This window comes from Vulcanithermus mediatlanticus (assembly GCF_055385885.1).
In genome coordinates this window covers 1,500,948-1,515,795 of record NZ_AP042385.1, presented here as the reverse complement: position 1 = coordinate 1,515,795, position 14,848 = coordinate 1,500,948, and the positions used below count along the sequence as shown (strand labels likewise).

The following is a 14,848-nucleotide window of genomic DNA, read 5'->3' as shown; positions in this document are numbered from 1 at the left end:
GGGGCACCTTGGACGACCTGCAAGCCCTCTTCCAAGCCCTGGGGACCAGAGCGCCACGGCGCAAAGTCACCGGCATCAGCCACGACACCCGACGGCTCCGCCCCGGGAACATTTACGTTGCCCTCAAGGGGCAGCGCTTCGACGGGCACGACCTCGTCGACGAAGCGCTGCGGCGGGGGGCGGTGGCGGTGGTGGGCGAGCGCCCGCTCAAGCTCCCCGTGCCGTATGCCAGGGTCGGAAACGCCCGCAAGGCCCTGGCGAAACTGGCGGCGCACTTTTACGACCTGCCAGCAACGCGCCTGAAGGTGATCGGCGTCACCGGCACCGACGGCAAGACCACCACCAGTCACCTCATCCACCATCTCCTGAACCAAAACGGCCGCCCCACCGGGCTCATCGGCTCGGTCGGGTACGCCTTCGGCCATCGCTGGCGTTTTCCCGAAGGCCACTTCACCACCCCCGAGGCACCGGCGCTGCAGGCCGCCCTGGCGGAGATGCTGGGCGAGGGGCTCAGGGCCGTGGTCCTCGAGACCAGCTCCCACGCCCTGGCCCAGCACCGGGTCGACGAGGTGGACTACGACCTCGCGGTCTGGACACACCTCTCTCCCGAGCACCTCGACTTTCACAAAGACATCGAGGACTACTTCAAAGCCAAGGCCAGCCTCGTCGAGCGCGCACGATTCGCCGTGCTCAACCTGGCCTGCCCCTACGCCCGACGACTGCGTAGCCACCCCCACCTCAGCTACGGACCGGGGGGCGATTTCACGGCGAGCCGGGTCCGGGAAGACGCCACCGGGCTGCGTTTCATGCTGCAGGCCCCTGGCTTTTCCGGGCAGGTTTCCCTCCCCATGATCGGCGCCTACAACGTCGAAAACGCCCTGGCGGCGCTGGCCGCGGCGTTTCAGTTCGGCATCGATCTCGCGGGGGCCGTCCGTGCCCTCGCCAGCTTTCCTGGCGTACCGGGGCGGATGCAGATCGTAACCCGGAGACCCGTTCGGGGGGTGGTCGATTTCGCCCACACCCCAAGAGCCCTGGCCAAGGCCCTGGAAACCCTCAAGAAGACCACCCAGGGAAGGCTGATCGTGGTGGTGGGGGCGGCCGGCGAGCGCGATCCGGGCAAACGAAAGCCGCTGGGCAAGGTCGCCGCCACCCTGGCCGACGTCGCGGTCTTCACCGAGGAAGACAGCCGCAGCGAACCGGTGGAAGTGATCCTAAAGGCCCTCACTGCCGGGGCCCGCGAGGGCAGGGCCGAGGTCCACATCGAACCCGACCGCCGGCGGGCCATACGCCTCGCAAGCCGCCTCGCCCGCCCGGGGGACACCATCCTCCTGGCCGGGAAGGGCCATGAACGTACGCTGGAACGAGCCAACGAGGTCCTTGCCTGGGACGAAGTGGCCGAGCTCAAGGCCGCGCTTGGTCTAAACTAGACCCATCGATGCGCGAGCCGCTCTACCGCACGCTCGAGGGCCTCGAGGCGGCGATCTACCTCTTCGCCGGCCTCATCCTGGCGGTTGCCGCCGGCCTCATCCTTTTCTTTGCCGTTCTCGAGGGCGGCGGGGCGCTCTTGCGGGGCGAGGTCGCCCGGGGCATCATCCTCCTCCTGGACCGGGTGCTCCTGGCGCTGATGCTGGCCGAGGTGATCTACACCGTCGTCCGGTTCGCCCGCGAGGGCACCATCGAGGCCGAGCCCTTCCTCATCATCGGTATCATCGCCAGCGTCCGGCGCCTGCTCGTGATCACCGCTGAAGGGGTGGCCGACGCCAGCCTCGATAATCCCCGCTTCGCCGCCATCCTGGTCGAGCTGGGCCTGCTCTCGATCGCGGTGCTCCTCTTTGCCCTGGCCATCTTTTTCATCCGCCGGAGGTAAACTGGGGCCGGCGCAACCCGCGCACGACGCGGCCAACCAAGGAGTGAAGATGCGAAGAGACGAGCTCGTGGCCTGGTTGAACGACTACCTCAAGATCGACGCCATACCCGATGCGAGTTTGAACGGCTTGCAGGTCGAGGGCAAGGATGAGGTCCAGTTGATCGGGGTCGCTGTCGACGCCAGCCTCTCCACCTTCCGCCAGGCGCAAAAAGCCCGCGTCGATTTCCTGATCGTTCACCACGGGCTTTTCTGGGGTAAGCCCGAGCCAATCACCGGACCGCTCAAGCGCCGGCTCGAAACGCTCTTCGAGGGCGGCATCAGTCTCTACGCCGCCCACCTGCCGCTCGATGCCCACCCCGAGGTCGGCAACAACGCGGTGCTGGCCCGCCACCTCGGGCTCGTGGACCTCGAACCCTTCGCCGAGCACGCCGGGAGCGCGCTCGGGGTCATGGGCAGGCTCAAAACCGCGACCCGCCTCCACGACATCGCCGACGCCCTGGGCCAGCTCACGGGCATGCAGGCCCTGGTCCACCAGGGAGGAAGCGACCTCATCCAAAAGGTGGCGGTGGTCTCGGGCTCGGGCTCCGCTTACATCGGCGAGGCCGCGGCCAAGGGCCTCGATCTCCTCGTGACCGGCGAGCCCAAGCATAGCGCGTTCCACGAGCCCTTCGAGCGGGGCATCAACGTGATCTACGCCGGCCACTACGACACCGAGGTCTTCGGCGTCCAGGCGCTGGCGGAAAAACTGCTGGCCAGTTTCGGCCTGCCCTGGACCTTCCTCGACCATCCCACGGGGTTGTGATGACGATGGGTGAAACCGCCGACCAAGCCCGCCCAGTCTCCGGAGGATTCTTCGTCACCTTCGAGGGCCCCGAAGGCTCGGGGAAGAGCACGCAGGCCGCGAGGCTCGCCGCCTGGTTTCAATCCCGCGGCGCGGAAGTGCTCCTGACGCGCGAGCCTGGAGGCACCCCGCTCGGCCTCGAGGTGCGCAAACTCTTGCTCACCACCCCCATGACCGCCGAGGCCGAGTTCCTGCTCTACCTGGCCGATCGTGCCGAACACGTCCGGGAAAAAATCCGCCCCGCGCTCTTAAGCGGCCAGGTGGTGATCTCCGACCGCTACGCCGACTCCTCTTACGCCTACCAGGGCTTTGGCCGGGGGCTCTCCCTGACCTGGATGCGCCGGGCCACCGAGGGTGCGACCGGGGGGCTCGTTCCCGATCTCACCTTCCTCCTCGACCTGCCGCCGGAGGTGGGCCTGGCCCGGGTCGAGGGGCCGAAGGACCGCCTCGAGGGCGAGGCGTTGAGCTTCCACCGCCGGGTACGCGAGGGTTTTCTCACCCTGGCCGAGCTCGAGCCCGAGCGCTTCGTGGTCCTCGACGCCCAAAAAGACCCCGAACGCCTCTTTGCCCGTATCGTCCGTGAAGTGGAGCGAAGATGGCACGGCTGAAGTGGCTCGTCATTACCGCCCTGGTCGGTCTCGCGGTCGTGGGCCAGGTCTTCTGGCTGCGGGCCCAGCAACGCCCCGAACCACCAAGCCCCGCCCTGCGCCCGCTCTCCATCACCCGCGAGGATGGAAGCAAGGTGCAGCTTTTCGTTGAGGTGGCATCGACCCCCGAGGCCTGGGAGCGGGGGCTGATGTTCCGCAAAGAACTGCCCCAAAACCAGGGCATGCTCTTCGTCTTCCCCCAGGCTTCGGGTTCACCGTTTTGGATGAAGAACACGCTCATCCCCCTTTCCATCGCCTTCGCCGATGGCGAGGGGGTGATCCTGCGCATCCTCGACATGACGCCCTGCCTGAGCGACCCCTGCCCCACCTACTACCCCGGCGTGGCCTACCGGCAGGCCCTCGAGGTCAACCAGGGCTGGTTCCGGCAAAACGGAGTTCGCGAAGGCGACCGCTGGAGGCTCGAGTGAGCATCTCACTGGTGAACCACCCCTTCCGTTTCGACCCGAAAAACCCGCCCGATTACAAGCCCCTCGAGGCCTACGGCTTGATCGGCGACAACCGGACCGCAGTGCTGGTGGGCGCCGATGGTCACATCGACTGGGCCTGCCTGCCGGACTTCGATTCGGAAGCGGTCTTCGCCGCGATTCTGGACCCCGAAGCCGGGACCTTTGCCGTGCGTCCCAGCGAACCCTTTGCCGCTCGGCAGTTCTACGAACGGGGCACCAACATCCTGGTGACCGAGTTCGTCACCGCAAACGGCACCGTTCGTCTGCGCGACTTCATGCCGTACGTCCCGGGGCGCAAAGTGCCCACCGCCGAGATCCACCGCCTGGTCGAGGGGGTCAGCGGGCAGGTCTCGATCGAGGTGATCTTCGAGCCCCGCTTCAGTTTCGGCCTCTACCCGCCGATCCTGGAGATGTCTCCATACGGTGCCAAGGCCGCCCACCCCCGCGAGGGCTCGATCACGCTCTCGACCGACGTGCCCCTCAGCATCGAGGGCCACCGAGTGGTGGGGCGGGTGCAGGTCGAGGCCGGCGACGAGGTGTGGATGGTGGCCGACTGGGGTTCAAGCACGGTGCACCCGGTCCGCTCCTACCAGCCGCCGCGTCAGCTCTGGATGACCCGGCAGTTCTGGCGCAGCTGGATCAACAAGCTCCGCTACCAGGGGCGCTACCGGGAGGCGGTCGAGCGCAGCCTCCTCACCCTGAAACTCCTCATCTACGAGCCCACCGGGGCCATCGTGGCCGCCCCCACCACCAGCCTGCCCGAATGGCCGGGCGGCCCCCGGAACTGGGATTACCGCTTTACCTGGGTGCGGGACTCGGCTTTCGTGTTGCGGGCCCTCTTCCAGGCCGGCTACGTCCAGGAAGGCACGGCTTATTTTGACTGGCTTTTGCAGCAGGTGCTCGAGTCGGGCTCCGATCTGCAGGTGCTCTACAGCATCCGGGGCGAGCGCGAGCTGCCGGAAAGGATCCTACCCCTCAGGGGCTACCGCGACTCAAAGCCGGTCCGGGTCGGCAACGCCGCCACCGAGCAGCTCCAGCTCGACATCTACGGCAGCCTCCTCGACGCGGCCCTGCGCTACGACCGCTTCGGCGGGGTTCTCACCATCACCGAGTGGGAAAAGCTCGCCGAGCTCGTCGAGGTGGTCCGCCGGCGCTGGCGCGAACCCGACTACGGGATCTGGGAAGCCCGGAGCGACCCCAAGCCCTACACCTATTCCCGGGTCTGGGCCTGGGTCGCCCTCGACCGGGCCTCGCAGCTGGCGCTCAAGCTCGGCGTCAACGCCCCCATCGACGATTGGGCCCAGGAGGCGGCCCGGATCCACGCCGAGGTGATGGAGCACGCCTGGAACCCGGATCTTGAAGCTTTTACCCAGTACTACGGCGCCGAGGTCCTCGACGCCTCGGTCCTGGTCATGCCGGAGGTGGGGTTTCTGCCCTCGACCGACCCCCGTTTCGTGAAGACCCGGGAGCGGATCATCGAGAAACTCACCGCCGGCCGCTACCCCCTGCTCTACCGCTACCCGCCGGAGGAGGCCGACGACGGCATCGGTGGCCCCGAGGGCGCCTTCCTCCTGGTGTCGTTCTGGCTGGTGGACGCGCTCACCCTGGCCGGGGACCTCAAGCGAGCCCGGGCAGCGCTGGAATCGCTCTTGCTCACCTCGGGACCGCTGAGACTGTTTTCGGAAGAGGTGCACCCCGAGACCGAAGGCCTGCTCGGCAATTACCCCCAAGGTTTTTCCCACCTCGGCTTTTTGAACGCCGTGTTCCGGCTCGACCACACCCGCCGCCGGCGAGAGGGGTGGGACATGCCCCTCGGCTGAGGGCCATACAGTAGAATGCCCCCGGTATGGAACGGACCTTTTGCATGATCAAACCCGACGGCGTTCGCCGCGGCCTGGTGGCCGAGATCCTCTCCCGCTTTGAGAAAAAGGGCTTTCGGATCGTGGCCATGAAGCTCATGCGCATCGACCGCGAGCTCGCCGAAACCCACTACGCCGAGCACCGCGAAAAGCCCTTCTTCGAGCCGCTGGTGAACTTCATCACCTCGGGTCCAGTGGTGGCCATGGTGCTCGAGGGCCCCGGCGTCATCGCCGAGCTGCGCAAGATGATGGGCGCCACCAACCCGGCCGACGCCCTGCCAGGAACCATCCGGGGCGATCTCGCGACCAGCATTGACGAGAACGTGGTCCACGGCTCGGCCAACGCCGAAGACGCCGAGCGAGAAATCGCACTCTTCTTTAAAGCCGAGGAATTCGTAGCCTGAGCCCATTTTCCCCCCCCGCCCCGGGCGCTGCCCGGGGCGGGGGTTTTTAAACGCCGAAGGGGCCTGCGTTTTTCTTTTCGACCGGTTGGCCCGACGGCGCTTCAAAGGCCAGGACCTCTTCCAAAAAGCGGCGGAAAAGGTAGCGTGCGTCGTGGGGCCCGGGGCTCGCCTCCGGGTGGTACTGGACCGAAAAGACCGGGTAGCGCTCGTGGGCCATGCCCTCAAGGGTGCCGTCGTTCAAGTTCACGTGGGTGGCCCTGAAGCCCTCGAGGCTCTCGAGTGAAACCGCGTAGCCGTGGTTCTGGCTGGTGATCTCGACCGATCCGTCGAGCAGGCTCTTCACCGGGTGGTTCGCCCCCCGGTGGCCGAACTTCATCTTGAAGGTCCGCCCCCCGGCGGCGATGGCAAGCAGCTGGTGGCCGAGGCAGATGCCGAAGGTCGGCAAAAGCCCCATGAGCTCGCGCAGGGTCTGGTGGGCGTAGGTGGGGCCAAAGGGGTCGCCGGGGCCGTTTGAGACCAAAAGCCCGTGGGGTTCCAGGGTCATGATCTGTCCCGCCGGGGTGTTGCCGGGGACCACGATCACCTCGAACCCGAGCGTCCCCAGCTGCTCGACGATGGCGTGCTTGATACCAAAATCCATGACCACCACCCGCTTCCCCGAGCGCAGCGTGGGGAAGGCGTAAGGCAGGGGGGTGGTCACCTCGGGGGTCATGTCCCGTCCGTCGATGTCGGGCCAGGCCCGGGCCTCGGCGGCCAGGATGCGGAGCTCCTCCTCGGCGAACGGCTCGTCGGGGGCCTTGGCCAGGGCGCTGGCGTGGGCGATGACCCCTTTGAGAACACCGCCCTCGCGGATCTTGCGCACCAGCTTGCGGGTATCGATCCCCTCGATGGCCACGACCTTGTGCTCGCTCATGAACTCTTCCAGGGTCCCCTGGGCGCGGGGGCTCGAGGCCACGCGGGAGAACTCGCGGGCCACAAACCCCCGCACCCACGGACGGTTGGACTGCATGTCGTAGACGTTGACCCCGTAGTTGCCGATGTGGGGGTAGGTCATGACCACGATCTGCCCGTGGTAGCTGGGATCGGTCATGATCTCCTGGTAGCCGGTCATGGCGGTGTTGAACACCACCTCACCCAGCGTCTTGCCCCGGTAGCCGAAGGCAAACCCCCGGTAGACCTCGCCGTCCTCCAACACCAAGACCGCACCCTCGCGCTCGAACATCCGATCACTCCTCTTTGAGTCGCTTCAGAACCGGCACCTCCGGACACTGGTCCTGAAACGGACAGTCATTGCATTCAAACCACACTTTTCGCGGAAAGGCCTCCGCCGGTGCGATCTGATACCCCAGCTTCTGGAAAAACCCTTCCTGGATCGTGAAGGCGAAGACTTTGGGCAAACCCAGATCACGGGCCTCGCGCTCGGCGGCCAGAACCAACCAGCGACCCAGGCCCTCCCCTTGCCGCTCAGGGTGAACCGCCAGCGAGCGGATCTCGGCCAGATCCTCCCAGATCACGTGCAAAGCCACCGTACCCACCACGACGCCATCGGGATCGACCAGAACCTGGAAATCCCTGAGGTGCTCGTAGAGCTGGCTGCGGGAGCGTACCAGCATGAATGAAGCCCGGGCCCAGTACTTGATCAGGTCGTGGATCTGAGGCACGTCGCCGACCCGGGCCCGGCGCAAGTTCACCGGGGTCCCGCGCTCGGTCTTTGGAAGCGCGACCGGTTTGATCTCCAGCTTCATTCGCTCTGCCAAAGCGCCTTCGCCTCCTCAAGCTGCCGCCTCACCGCCTCCGGCGCGGTCCCCCCGTAGGAGGTGCGCCGAGCCAGCGCCCCCTCGAGGGCGACGAGCTCGAGGGCATCCTCGCCAAAGAGCGGGTGCGCGGCTCGCAACTCATCAACTGTAAGCGTATCCAATTCTCTGCCCTCAGATGCAAGTTTACGCACGATCGAGCCGACGACCCTGTGCGCCTCGCGGAAAGGAAGCCCCTTTTTGGCCAGGTAATCGGCCAGGTCGGTGGCCAGCGAAAACCCCGAGACCGCCGCCCTGCGCATCACCTCATCCCGCCAGTTGAGCTTTGGCAGCATAGCGGCGAGCAACCGCACCGAGGGCAAAACCGTATCGAAGGCGTCGAAAAGCGGCTCCTTATCCTCTTGCAAATCCTTGTTGTAGGCGAGCGGCAACCCCTTGACCACCGAGGCGAGCGTCACGAAGTCGCCGAGAACGCGCCCCGCCTTGGCCCGAACGAGCTCGGGGATGTCGGGGTTTTTCTTCTGGGGCATGATCGAGCTGCCGGTGGCGAAGGCGTCGGGGAGCTCAACGAAGCCGAACTCGAAGCTCGAGTACAAAACGAGCTCTTCGGCCAACCGCGAGAGCGTCGTTTGCAAGATGGCCAAGGCCGCGAGCGCCTCGAGGGCAAAGTCGCGACTGGCCACCGCGTCGAGCGAGTTGGGCACCGGGCGCCGGAAGCCGAGCTCGCTCGCGGTCATGTGGCGGTCGATGGGGAAGCTGGTCCCGGCGAGCGCCGCCGCCCCCAGGGGCGATTCGTCCATGCGCCGAAGGGCATCCCCAAGTCGCGAGGCATCCCGGGTCAGCATCCAAAAGTAGGCCAAAAACCAGTGCGAGAGCAGCACCGGCTGGGCCCGCTGGAGGTGGGTGTAGCCGGGGAGAACGCGGGGCGGATCGAGGTGACGCTCGGCCTCCTCGATCAGCACCCCCCGCAGCGACCGCAGGGCGCTTTTGAGCTCGCCAAGGGCATTTTTGAGCCACAGCCGCAGATCGGTCGCCACCTGGTCGTTCCGGCTGCGGGCGGTGTGCAGTTTCTTCCCCACCTCGCCCACGAGCTCGGTGAGCCGGGCCTCGATGTTCATGTGCACGTCTTCATAAGCATCGCGCCAGGGGAAACGGCCCGCTTCGATCTCGCGCTCGATGGCGTCGAGGCCCTCGAGGATCTTCTCCAGCTCCACCTCGCTCAAGATGCCCCTCGCAGCGAGCATCCGGGCATGGGCCCGCGAACCGGCAAGGTCTTCCCGCCACAAGCGGCGGTCGAAGGGCAGCGAGTTATTGAAGGCCGCGGCCAAGGCGTCGGTCTCCTCGGCGAAACGCCCGCCCCAAAGCTTTTTACTGCCCGAATCCATCGACTAGCGCCCCCCGGCCCGTGCCCTAACCTTGAGCCGCAAGGCGTTGATCTTGATGAAGCCCTCGGCGTCCTTCTGATCGTAATCCCCGGCCTCGTCGAAGGAAACCAGCGACTTCCGGTAGAGCGAGACCGGCGACTTGCGCCCCACGATCAGGGCCTGGCCTTTATAGAGCTTGAGCCGGGCGGTCCCGGTCACGTCCTCGGCGATCGCATCCACGAGGCGCTGGAGCTTTTCCCGTTCGGGCGCGAACCAGTAGCCGTTGTAGACCAGCTCCGCGTACTTCACCGCGAGCTGGTCCCGAAGGTGAAGGGCCTCGCGATCCAGGGTAATGGACTCCACCGCCCGTCGCGCGTGATAGAGGATGGTCCCCCCCGGGGTTTCGTACACGCCCCGCGATTTCATGCCCACGTAGCGGTTCTCCACCATGTCCACGCGGCCCACGCCGTGACGCCCACCGATATCGTTGAGCCGTGCCAGGAGCGCCGCCGGAGAGAGCCGCTCGCCGTTGACCGCCACCGGGTCACCGGCTTCGAACTCGACCTCCACGTATTCGGGGTGATCCGGCGCGTCCTCGGGGTTGGTCGTCATACGGAACATGTCGGCCGGAGGCTCGGCCCAGGGGTCTTCCAGGATGCCGCCCTCGTAGGAGATATGCAGGAGGTTTGCGTCCATCGAATAGGGCTTTTCCTTGGTTACCCCCACCGGAATGCCGTGCTTTTGGGCGTAGGCAACGAGGTCGGGCCGTCCCGAGAATGCCCAGGTGCGCCAAGGGGCGATCACCTGAATGTCGGGATTGAGGGCATAGGCCGAAAGCTCGAAGCGCACCTGGTCGTTGCCCTTGCCCGTGGCCCCGTGCGAGACCGCTTTTGCGCCTTCGTCTTCAGCGATCTTGACCATGTATTTCGCGATCAAGGGGCGGGCAATGGCCGTGCCGAGGAGGTAATACCCTTCATAAAGCGGCGCGGCGCGCATCATGGGGAAGACGAAGTCGCGAACGAACTCTTCCCGTAGGTCCAAGGCATAGGCCTTACTCGCGCCGGTGGCCAGCGCCTTTTCCCGGGCCTCCTCCACCTCTTCTCCCTGCCCGATATCGGCGGTGAACGCGATCACCTCGGCACCGTAAGTCTCCATCAGCCAGCGCAGGATCACGCTGGTATCGAGCCCCCCGGAGTAGGCAAGTACGATCTTCATCTGCACGAATATACATCAGTTCGTGGACCCCTGGTCCAACAACTGCTGAATCCCCACAACAGACCCTCCGGTATACTCAGCAGCGTGAAACCGACCAGCGTCGCCGTGCTGCACCGAAAGCCGCCCTTACCGCACCCCATCCCCTCAGAGGCCCTGGCGCTCCTCCAAGATCTTGGTCAACGCGCCATCCCCTCCATCGCGAAAAACGAAGCACTCGTAGAAAGGCTCATGGCCGCTGCCCAAGACAGGGAAAGTTCGCACGACCTCCTTTTGGGTGATAGCCGCAAACACCTCCGAGCCATTCCCCGCGCATCTGTTCATCTCGTGATCACCTCACCCCCCTACTGGACGCTCAAAACATACGAATACGCCCCAGGACAGCTGGGCGCCATTCAGGATTACGAAGCTTTCCTCGACGCTCTCGATGAGGTGTGGGAGGAAGTCTACCGGGTCCTCGTGCCCGGGGGGCGCCTGATCGTGGTCGTCGGTGATGTCAACATCCCGCGCAAGGATCCCGTTTTCAAACGCCACCTCATCTTTCCCCTCCACGCTTCCATTCAAGAACGCGCTCGAAAACTGGGTTTTGACAACCTCGCTCCGATCATCTGGCATAAAATCGCGAACGCCCGATTTGAGGCGGGAGGTGGTGGCTTCTACGGAAAACCCTACGAACCAGGGGCAATCATCAAAAACGACATCGAATATATCCTGTTCCTCAGGAAACCGGGGGGCTATCGCAAACCTACCCCCGAGCAACGATTGCTTTCCATCCTCCCCTCATCAGCGCAAAAAAAGTGGTTTCAACAGATATGGAAACTGACGGGCGCACAAACCAAAGATCACCCCGCACCGTTCCCTCTACAGCTCGCTGAACGGCTTGTTCGAATGTTCAGTTTCGTTGGCGATCTGGTCCTTGATCCGTTTATGGGCACCGGAACGACGAATCTCGCCGCACTGAAGTGGGGCAGGAACAGCATAGGGATCGAACTTGTTGAAAAGTACTGGCTCATAGCAAAAGAACGGCTTCTCGCTTATCCGGGGACCCACGAGGACCCATCACTCGGCGATATGGGCAAGACGGGCGGCGAAGAAAGCCAGCTCGCCTAGGAAAACGTCGAGCCCGAAATCGTCAAAGGTGGCAGCATTTCTGTCTGCCAAAACCACGGCGGCAGCATCGTAAAGCCCCGCCATCACCAGCCGCTTTGCAAAAAGCTTATACCGATCCCAGTACGAAACAATCCGGCCATCCTCCAAAAACGACTCATCAACAGGGAATAAGGCCCGGGCCTTTTTCCCCGGCTTTAACACCTCTTCGTCGTTCGCAAGAACCATCAGCCAGCCCCGAAATGGGCGCCGCAAGCCCTCGCTGGGAACAAATGGCTGTAATACACCCTCGCGCATCGCCCAATTTAAGTCATGTGCCGACCCCACAGCCTCTTCGATGCGGTTGTTGAAGTTGTTCCCGTAGGAACCAACATGCGATTTGAGCTCGACCGCAATTGCGAGTTTTCCCCTATACACAACCACGAAGTCCCATTCCTTCGTTGGCCGAAAGTAACCGGGAAGAACAGCTCGCTTATGAACGAAGACTTCCGCCTCCCGTAACCCCGCGGCTACGACGAGACCACGAAGTACCTCGATCAGCGAATCGAGGTGGCGGCCGGAAGTAGCTTCGCCTCTCCCCGATTTCTCCCCGCTCCTTTCGCGCGCCGCCTTCCTCGCCTGCCAGAAAGCGGCCAGTGCTTCGCCGATCGCCTGGCGAATGCGATTCGAGTCCATACCCGTCACTATACGAACGCCATCGCGTACCCCTCGACCCGCCGGGCAGCCTCGAGGTCCTTTTCGGTCACGCCCCCCGCCGAATGGGTGACGTAGGCCACCCGCACCCGCTTCCACAAAAGGGTGAGCTCGTCGGGATGGTGATCGTGACGCTCGGCGTCGAGGGCCACCCGCATCGCGAACGCCACCTCATCGGCGTAGCTCATAAAGGCAAAGGTCTTCTCGATCCTGCCGCCGACATACGCCCAGCCGGTGAGCTCGGAAAGTGCTCGTTTGATCGTTTCTTGATCCAGTGCCGACATACCTTACTCTACGCTCTGGCCAGAGGCTCCGCCCTGTCGACGATACGAGGCCGCCGGCCCCGTGCTGAGCGATTCCACCCCTGGCTCTTCGCCTGTCCGTATGCTATACTCCTCGCTGGCACCTCGCCCAGGGCTTCCCCCAAAGCCCGTTCGTCCTGGCGCGAGGAAGTGAGTCTGAGCAAAGGGAGGGCGCCTCGTGAAAACCTACGTGCCCAAGAACGTAGAAAGCAAATGGTACGTCGTTGACGCGGAGGGCAAAACCCTTGGGCGCCTCGCGGCCAAGATCGCCCATATCCTCCGCGGCAAGCACAAACCCGACTTCACCCCCAACATGGCCACCGGGGATTTCGTGATCGTCATCAACGCCGAGAAGGTGCGGCTTACCGGGAAGAAGCTCGAGGACAAGATCTACACCCGCTACTCGGGCTACCAGGGTGGCCTCAAGCGGATCCCTGCCGGTGAGATGCTCAAGCGTCACCCGGAGCGGGTCATCGAGCACGCCGTCAAGGGCATGCTCCCCAAGAATCGCCTGGGGCGCAAGCTCTTCAAGCGGCTCAAGGTGTACGCTGGGCCCAACCACCCGCACCAGGCCCAAAAGCCCGAGGTGCTCGAGCTGGAGGTTAAGTAATGGAGCAGTACTACGGGACCGGACGCCGTAAAGCCGCCGTGGCTCGCGTCTTCCTCCGACCCGGGGAAGGCAAGATCGTCGTCAACGGCAAGGACTTCCAGGAATACTTCAAGGGCGTGATTCGGGCGGTCAGCGCGCTTGAACCGCTGCGGGTGGTGGACATGGCGGGGAAGTTCGACGCCTACATCACCGTCCGTGGTGGCGGCACGTCGGGCCAGATCGACGCCATCAAGCTGGGAATCGCCCGCGCCCTGGAAAAGTACAACCCCGACCTGCGCCAAAAGCTCAAACCCGCCGGCCTTCTCACCCGCGACGCCCGCGTGGTCGAGCGCAAGAAGTACGGCAAGCACAAGGCCCGCCGGGCACCCCAGTACTCCAAGCGTTAAAGGCATCGCCGAAGTCGGGCCGGGGTCTTTCCCGGCCTTTTTTGTTCATGGCCACCGGCATCCGATAAGTTGATGGCATGGCGAATTTTGAAGAACTGGGACGCCGGGTTCTTGAAAGCCAGCCCTTCAGCCGCTTCCTGGGCGCCAGGCTCCGGCGCTTTGAAGAAGGCGTTGTCGAGCTGGTCCTCGAGGTCCGCCCGGAATTCCTCCAGCAGCACGGCTTCGTGCACGGCGGGGTGTTGAGCTATTTGGTCGACAACGCCCTGACATTCGCCGGAGGTTCGGTCTTCGGCGAAAACGTGGTGACCGCCGAGTTCAAAATCAACTACCTGCGCCCCGCCAAAGGCCCCGTGCTCTTGGCCCGGGCCCGAAGCCTTCACCGCGGCAGCCGCATGGCGGTGTGCCAGGCCGAGGTCTTCGAGGAGGGCGAAGTGCCCAGGCTGGTGGCCGTGGGCCAGGGGACGATCGCCCGCACGAAGGTCTGATTTAGGATAGCGGCTATGGACGTTTTCCAAGCCATCATCCTCGGGATCGTTCAGGGCCTCACCGAGTTCCTTCCCGTTTCGAGTTCGGGCCACCTGGTCCTCGCCGACCGCTTCCTCTTCGGGGGGCAACAGCTCCCGCTCTGGGTGGACATCGCCACCAACACCGGGACCTTCCTTGCCGCGCTGGTGGTCATGCGCCGCGAGGTGGCCGAAGCGCTGACGGGGTTCTTCGGCGGGCTCTTCGACCCCGCAGCCCGAAAAGGCGCGGGGTGGCGGCTGGCCTGGCTGGTGATCGTCGCCTCGATCCCCGCAGCCGTGGTTGGGCTTTTGGTCAAGGACATCTTCGAGACGTTCAACACCCCCTTTTTCGTCTCGCTCGGCCTTTTGTTCACCGCCTTCGTGCTCTGGACCACGCCGCAAGGCGGGAGCAAGAACACACCCCACGCGGTGGGCTACCTCGACGCCATCCTCGCCGGACTGGCCCAGGCGCTCGCCATTTACCCCGGGGTCTCCCGATCGGGCACCACCATCAGCGCGTTGATGCGGCTCGGGGTGAACCCCGGGTTCGCCGCCAGGCTCTCGTTTTTGATGTACGCGGCGGCAAGCCTCGGCGTGACCCTGCTCGGGATCAAGGACGGGCTTCCCCCGGGGATCAGCCCCGCCCCCTTGGCCTCGATGGTGATAGCCTCATTCGTCAGCGGGTACCTGGCCATGCTCGCGCTGTTTGGGATCCTCAAGGCCGGGCGGTTTCGCATCTTCGCCCCTTACGTGCTGCTCGTCGCCATCCTGACCCTGATCTTCGGCTAAGTACCGGCTGAGGGTCGGCCTGCCGCGGAGCTTGTCCACCCTC

At 64.7% G+C, this 14,848-nt stretch carries 18 protein-coding genes; 12 read left to right on the top strand and 6 right to left on the bottom strand.

The features are described from left to right. Nucleotides 1-8 precede the first annotated feature (8 nt). Genes ACZ5BT_RS08790 through ndk form a run of 7 tightly spaced genes read left to right on the top strand, consistent with a single transcriptional unit; the run spans nt 9 to nt 6,085 of the window. Nucleotides 9-1,427 (top strand): UDP-N-acetylmuramoyl-L-alanyl-D-glutamate--2,6-diaminopimelate ligase, encoded by a 1,419-nt coding sequence (locus ACZ5BT_RS08790; RefSeq protein ID WP_464884219.1) that lies wholly within the window; start codon nt 9-11, stop codon nt 1,425-1,427. Between the two features lie 8 nt (nt 1,428-1,435). Next, nucleotides 1,436-1,867 (top strand): phosphate-starvation-inducible PsiE family protein, encoded by a 432-nt coding sequence (locus tag ACZ5BT_RS08785; RefSeq protein WP_464884218.1) that lies wholly within the window; start codon nt 1,436-1,438, stop codon nt 1,865-1,867. A 49-nt stretch (nt 1,868-1,916) separates the two neighbouring features. Continuing rightward, entirely contained in the window at nt 1,917-2,669 is a 753-nt protein-coding gene (locus ACZ5BT_RS08780; RefSeq protein ID WP_464884217.1) for a Nif3-like dinuclear metal center hexameric protein, read from the top strand. Beyond that, the gene (gene tmk, locus ACZ5BT_RS08775; protein ID WP_464884216.1) at nt 2,669-3,316 is read left to right on the top strand and encodes a dTMP kinase; all 648 of its coding nucleotides are present in this window, start codon (nt 2,669-2,671) and stop codon (nt 3,314-3,316) included. Before ACZ5BT_RS08780 ends, tmk begins: the two co-directional genes overlap by 1 nt. Continuing rightward, nucleotides 3,304-3,783 (top strand): DUF192 domain-containing protein, encoded by a 480-nt coding sequence (locus tag ACZ5BT_RS08770; RefSeq protein ID WP_464884215.1) that lies wholly within the window; start codon nt 3,304-3,306, stop codon nt 3,781-3,783. Before tmk ends, ACZ5BT_RS08770 begins: the two co-directional genes overlap by 13 nt. Continuing rightward, nucleotides 3,780-5,642, top strand: a complete 1,863-nt coding sequence (locus tag ACZ5BT_RS08765; RefSeq protein WP_464884214.1) for a glycoside hydrolase family 15 protein — start codon at nt 3,780-3,782, stop codon at nt 5,640-5,642. The genes ACZ5BT_RS08770 and ACZ5BT_RS08765 overlap by 4 nt, the downstream gene beginning before the upstream one ends. Nucleotides 5,643-5,668: 26 nt before the next feature. Next, the gene (gene ndk, locus ACZ5BT_RS08760; protein WP_464884213.1) at nt 5,669-6,085 is read left to right on the top strand and encodes a nucleoside-diphosphate kinase; all 417 of its coding nucleotides are present in this window, start codon (nt 5,669-5,671) and stop codon (nt 6,083-6,085) included. Between the two features lie 46 nt (nt 6,086-6,131). On the opposite strand, the gene carA is transcribed toward ndk, so the two are convergent. Genes carA through ACZ5BT_RS08740 form a run of 4 tightly spaced genes read right to left on the bottom strand, consistent with a single transcriptional unit; the run spans nt 6,132 to nt 10,418 of the window. Beyond that, on the bottom strand, nt 6,132-7,307 hold the full coding sequence (gene carA, locus ACZ5BT_RS08755; RefSeq protein ID WP_464884212.1) for a glutamine-hydrolyzing carbamoyl-phosphate synthase small subunit: 1,176 nt from the start codon (nt 7,305-7,307) through the stop codon (nt 6,132-6,134). 4 nt (nt 7,308-7,311) lie between these two features. Beyond that, a complete protein-coding gene (locus tag ACZ5BT_RS08750; RefSeq protein ID WP_464884211.1) occupies nt 7,312-7,830 on the bottom strand; it encodes an N-acetyltransferase in 519 nt (172 codons plus the stop codon). Beyond that, entirely contained in the window at nt 7,827-9,224 is a 1,398-nt protein-coding gene (argH, locus tag ACZ5BT_RS08745; RefSeq protein ID WP_464884210.1) for an argininosuccinate lyase, read from the bottom strand. The genes ACZ5BT_RS08750 and argH overlap by 4 nt, the downstream gene beginning before the upstream one ends. 3 nt (nt 9,225-9,227) lie before the next feature. Next, nucleotides 9,228-10,418 carry an argininosuccinate synthase gene (locus ACZ5BT_RS08740; protein WP_464884209.1) on the bottom strand — a complete coding sequence of 397 codons (1,191 nt, stop codon included), beginning with the start codon at nt 10,416-10,418 and terminating at the stop codon, nt 9,228-9,230. A gap of 228 nt (nt 10,419-10,646) precedes the next feature. Between ACZ5BT_RS08740 and ACZ5BT_RS08735 the strand changes: the two genes are divergently transcribed. Then, nucleotides 10,647-11,525, top strand: coding sequence for a DNA-methyltransferase (locus ACZ5BT_RS08735; RefSeq protein ID WP_464885808.1), 879 nt, complete (start codon nt 10,647-10,649; stop codon nt 11,523-11,525). On the opposite strand, the gene ACZ5BT_RS08730 is transcribed toward ACZ5BT_RS08735, so the two are convergent. Together ACZ5BT_RS08730 and ACZ5BT_RS08725 are read right to left on the bottom strand one after the other, a co-directional pair. Then, nucleotides 11,475-12,197 carry a PaeR7I family type II restriction endonuclease gene (locus tag ACZ5BT_RS08730; protein ID WP_464884208.1) on the bottom strand — a complete coding sequence of 241 codons (723 nt, stop codon included), beginning with the start codon at nt 12,195-12,197 and terminating at the stop codon, nt 11,475-11,477. The two genes, ACZ5BT_RS08735 and ACZ5BT_RS08730, sit on opposite strands and share 51 nt — an antisense overlap. An 8-nt stretch (nt 12,198-12,205) precedes the next feature. Further along, nucleotides 12,206-12,499 (bottom strand): 4a-hydroxytetrahydrobiopterin dehydratase, encoded by a 294-nt coding sequence (locus ACZ5BT_RS08725; RefSeq protein WP_464884207.1) that lies wholly within the window; start codon nt 12,497-12,499, stop codon nt 12,206-12,208. Between the two features lie 196 nt (nt 12,500-12,695). Between ACZ5BT_RS08725 and rplM the strand changes: the two genes are divergently transcribed. The 4 genes from rplM (at nt 12,696) to ACZ5BT_RS08705 (ending at nt 14,805) form a co-directional block, all read left to right on the top strand. Then, on the top strand, nt 12,696-13,127 hold the full coding sequence (rplM, locus tag ACZ5BT_RS08720; RefSeq protein ID WP_464884206.1) for a 50S ribosomal protein L13: 432 nt from the start codon (nt 12,696-12,698) through the stop codon (nt 13,125-13,127). Beyond that, nucleotides 13,127-13,513, top strand: coding sequence for a 30S ribosomal protein S9 (gene rpsI, locus ACZ5BT_RS08715; RefSeq protein ID WP_464884205.1), 387 nt, complete (start codon nt 13,127-13,129; stop codon nt 13,511-13,513). Before rplM ends, rpsI begins: the two co-directional genes overlap by 1 nt. A gap of 77 nt (nt 13,514-13,590) precedes the next feature. After that, the gene (locus ACZ5BT_RS08710; RefSeq protein ID WP_464884204.1) at nt 13,591-13,998 is read left to right on the top strand and encodes a PaaI family thioesterase; all 408 of its coding nucleotides are present in this window, start codon (nt 13,591-13,593) and stop codon (nt 13,996-13,998) included. 15 nt (nt 13,999-14,013) lie between these two features. Beyond that, nucleotides 14,014-14,805, top strand: a complete 792-nt coding sequence (locus ACZ5BT_RS08705; protein ID WP_464884203.1) for an undecaprenyl-diphosphate phosphatase — start codon at nt 14,014-14,016, stop codon at nt 14,803-14,805. Nucleotides 14,806-14,848 lie beyond the last annotated feature (43 nt).

Excerpts from the sequence above, each read along its gene's own strand:
- ACZ5BT_RS08735 (WP_464885808.1), top strand. The coding sequence starts at position 10,647 with ATGGCCGCTGCCCAAGACAGGGAAAGTTCGCACGACCTCCTTTTGGGT.
- ACZ5BT_RS08705 (WP_464884203.1), top strand. The coding sequence starts at position 14,014 with ATGGACGTTTTCCAAGCCATCATCCTCGGGATCGTTCAGGGCCTCACC.
- ACZ5BT_RS08725 (WP_464884207.1), bottom strand. The coding sequence starts at position 12,499 with ATGTCGGCACTGGATCAAGAAACGATCAAACGAGCACTTTCCGAGCTC.
- ACZ5BT_RS08730 (WP_464884208.1), bottom strand. The coding sequence starts at position 12,197 with ATGGACTCGAATCGCATTCGCCAGGCGATCGGCGAAGCACTGGCCGCT.
- ACZ5BT_RS08750 (WP_464884211.1), bottom strand. The coding sequence starts at position 7,830 with ATGAAGCTGGAGATCAAACCGGTCGCGCTTCCAAAGACCGAGCGCGGG.
- argH (WP_464884210.1), bottom strand. The coding sequence starts at position 9,224 with ATGGATTCGGGCAGTAAAAAGCTTTGGGGCGGGCGTTTCGCCGAGGAG.
- ACZ5BT_RS08785 (WP_464884218.1), top strand. The coding sequence starts at position 1,436 with ATGCGCGAGCCGCTCTACCGCACGCTCGAGGGCCTCGAGGCGGCGATC.
- tmk (WP_464884216.1), top strand. The coding sequence starts at position 2,669 with ATGACGATGGGTGAAACCGCCGACCAAGCCCGCCCAGTCTCCGGAGGA.
- rpsI (WP_464884205.1), top strand. The coding sequence starts at position 13,127 with ATGGAGCAGTACTACGGGACCGGACGCCGTAAAGCCGCCGTGGCTCGC.
- ACZ5BT_RS08740 (WP_464884209.1), bottom strand. The coding sequence starts at position 10,418 with ATGAAGATCGTACTTGCCTACTCCGGGGGGCTCGATACCAGCGTGATC.
- carA (WP_464884212.1), bottom strand. The coding sequence starts at position 7,307 with ATGTTCGAGCGCGAGGGTGCGGTCTTGGTGTTGGAGGACGGCGAGGTC.
- ACZ5BT_RS08780 (WP_464884217.1), top strand. The coding sequence starts at position 1,917 with ATGCGAAGAGACGAGCTCGTGGCCTGGTTGAACGACTACCTCAAGATC.
- ACZ5BT_RS08770 (WP_464884215.1), top strand. The coding sequence starts at position 3,304 with ATGGCACGGCTGAAGTGGCTCGTCATTACCGCCCTGGTCGGTCTCGCG.
- ACZ5BT_RS08710 (WP_464884204.1), top strand. The coding sequence starts at position 13,591 with ATGGCGAATTTTGAAGAACTGGGACGCCGGGTTCTTGAAAGCCAGCCC.
- ndk (WP_464884213.1), top strand. The coding sequence starts at position 5,669 with ATGGAACGGACCTTTTGCATGATCAAACCCGACGGCGTTCGCCGCGGC.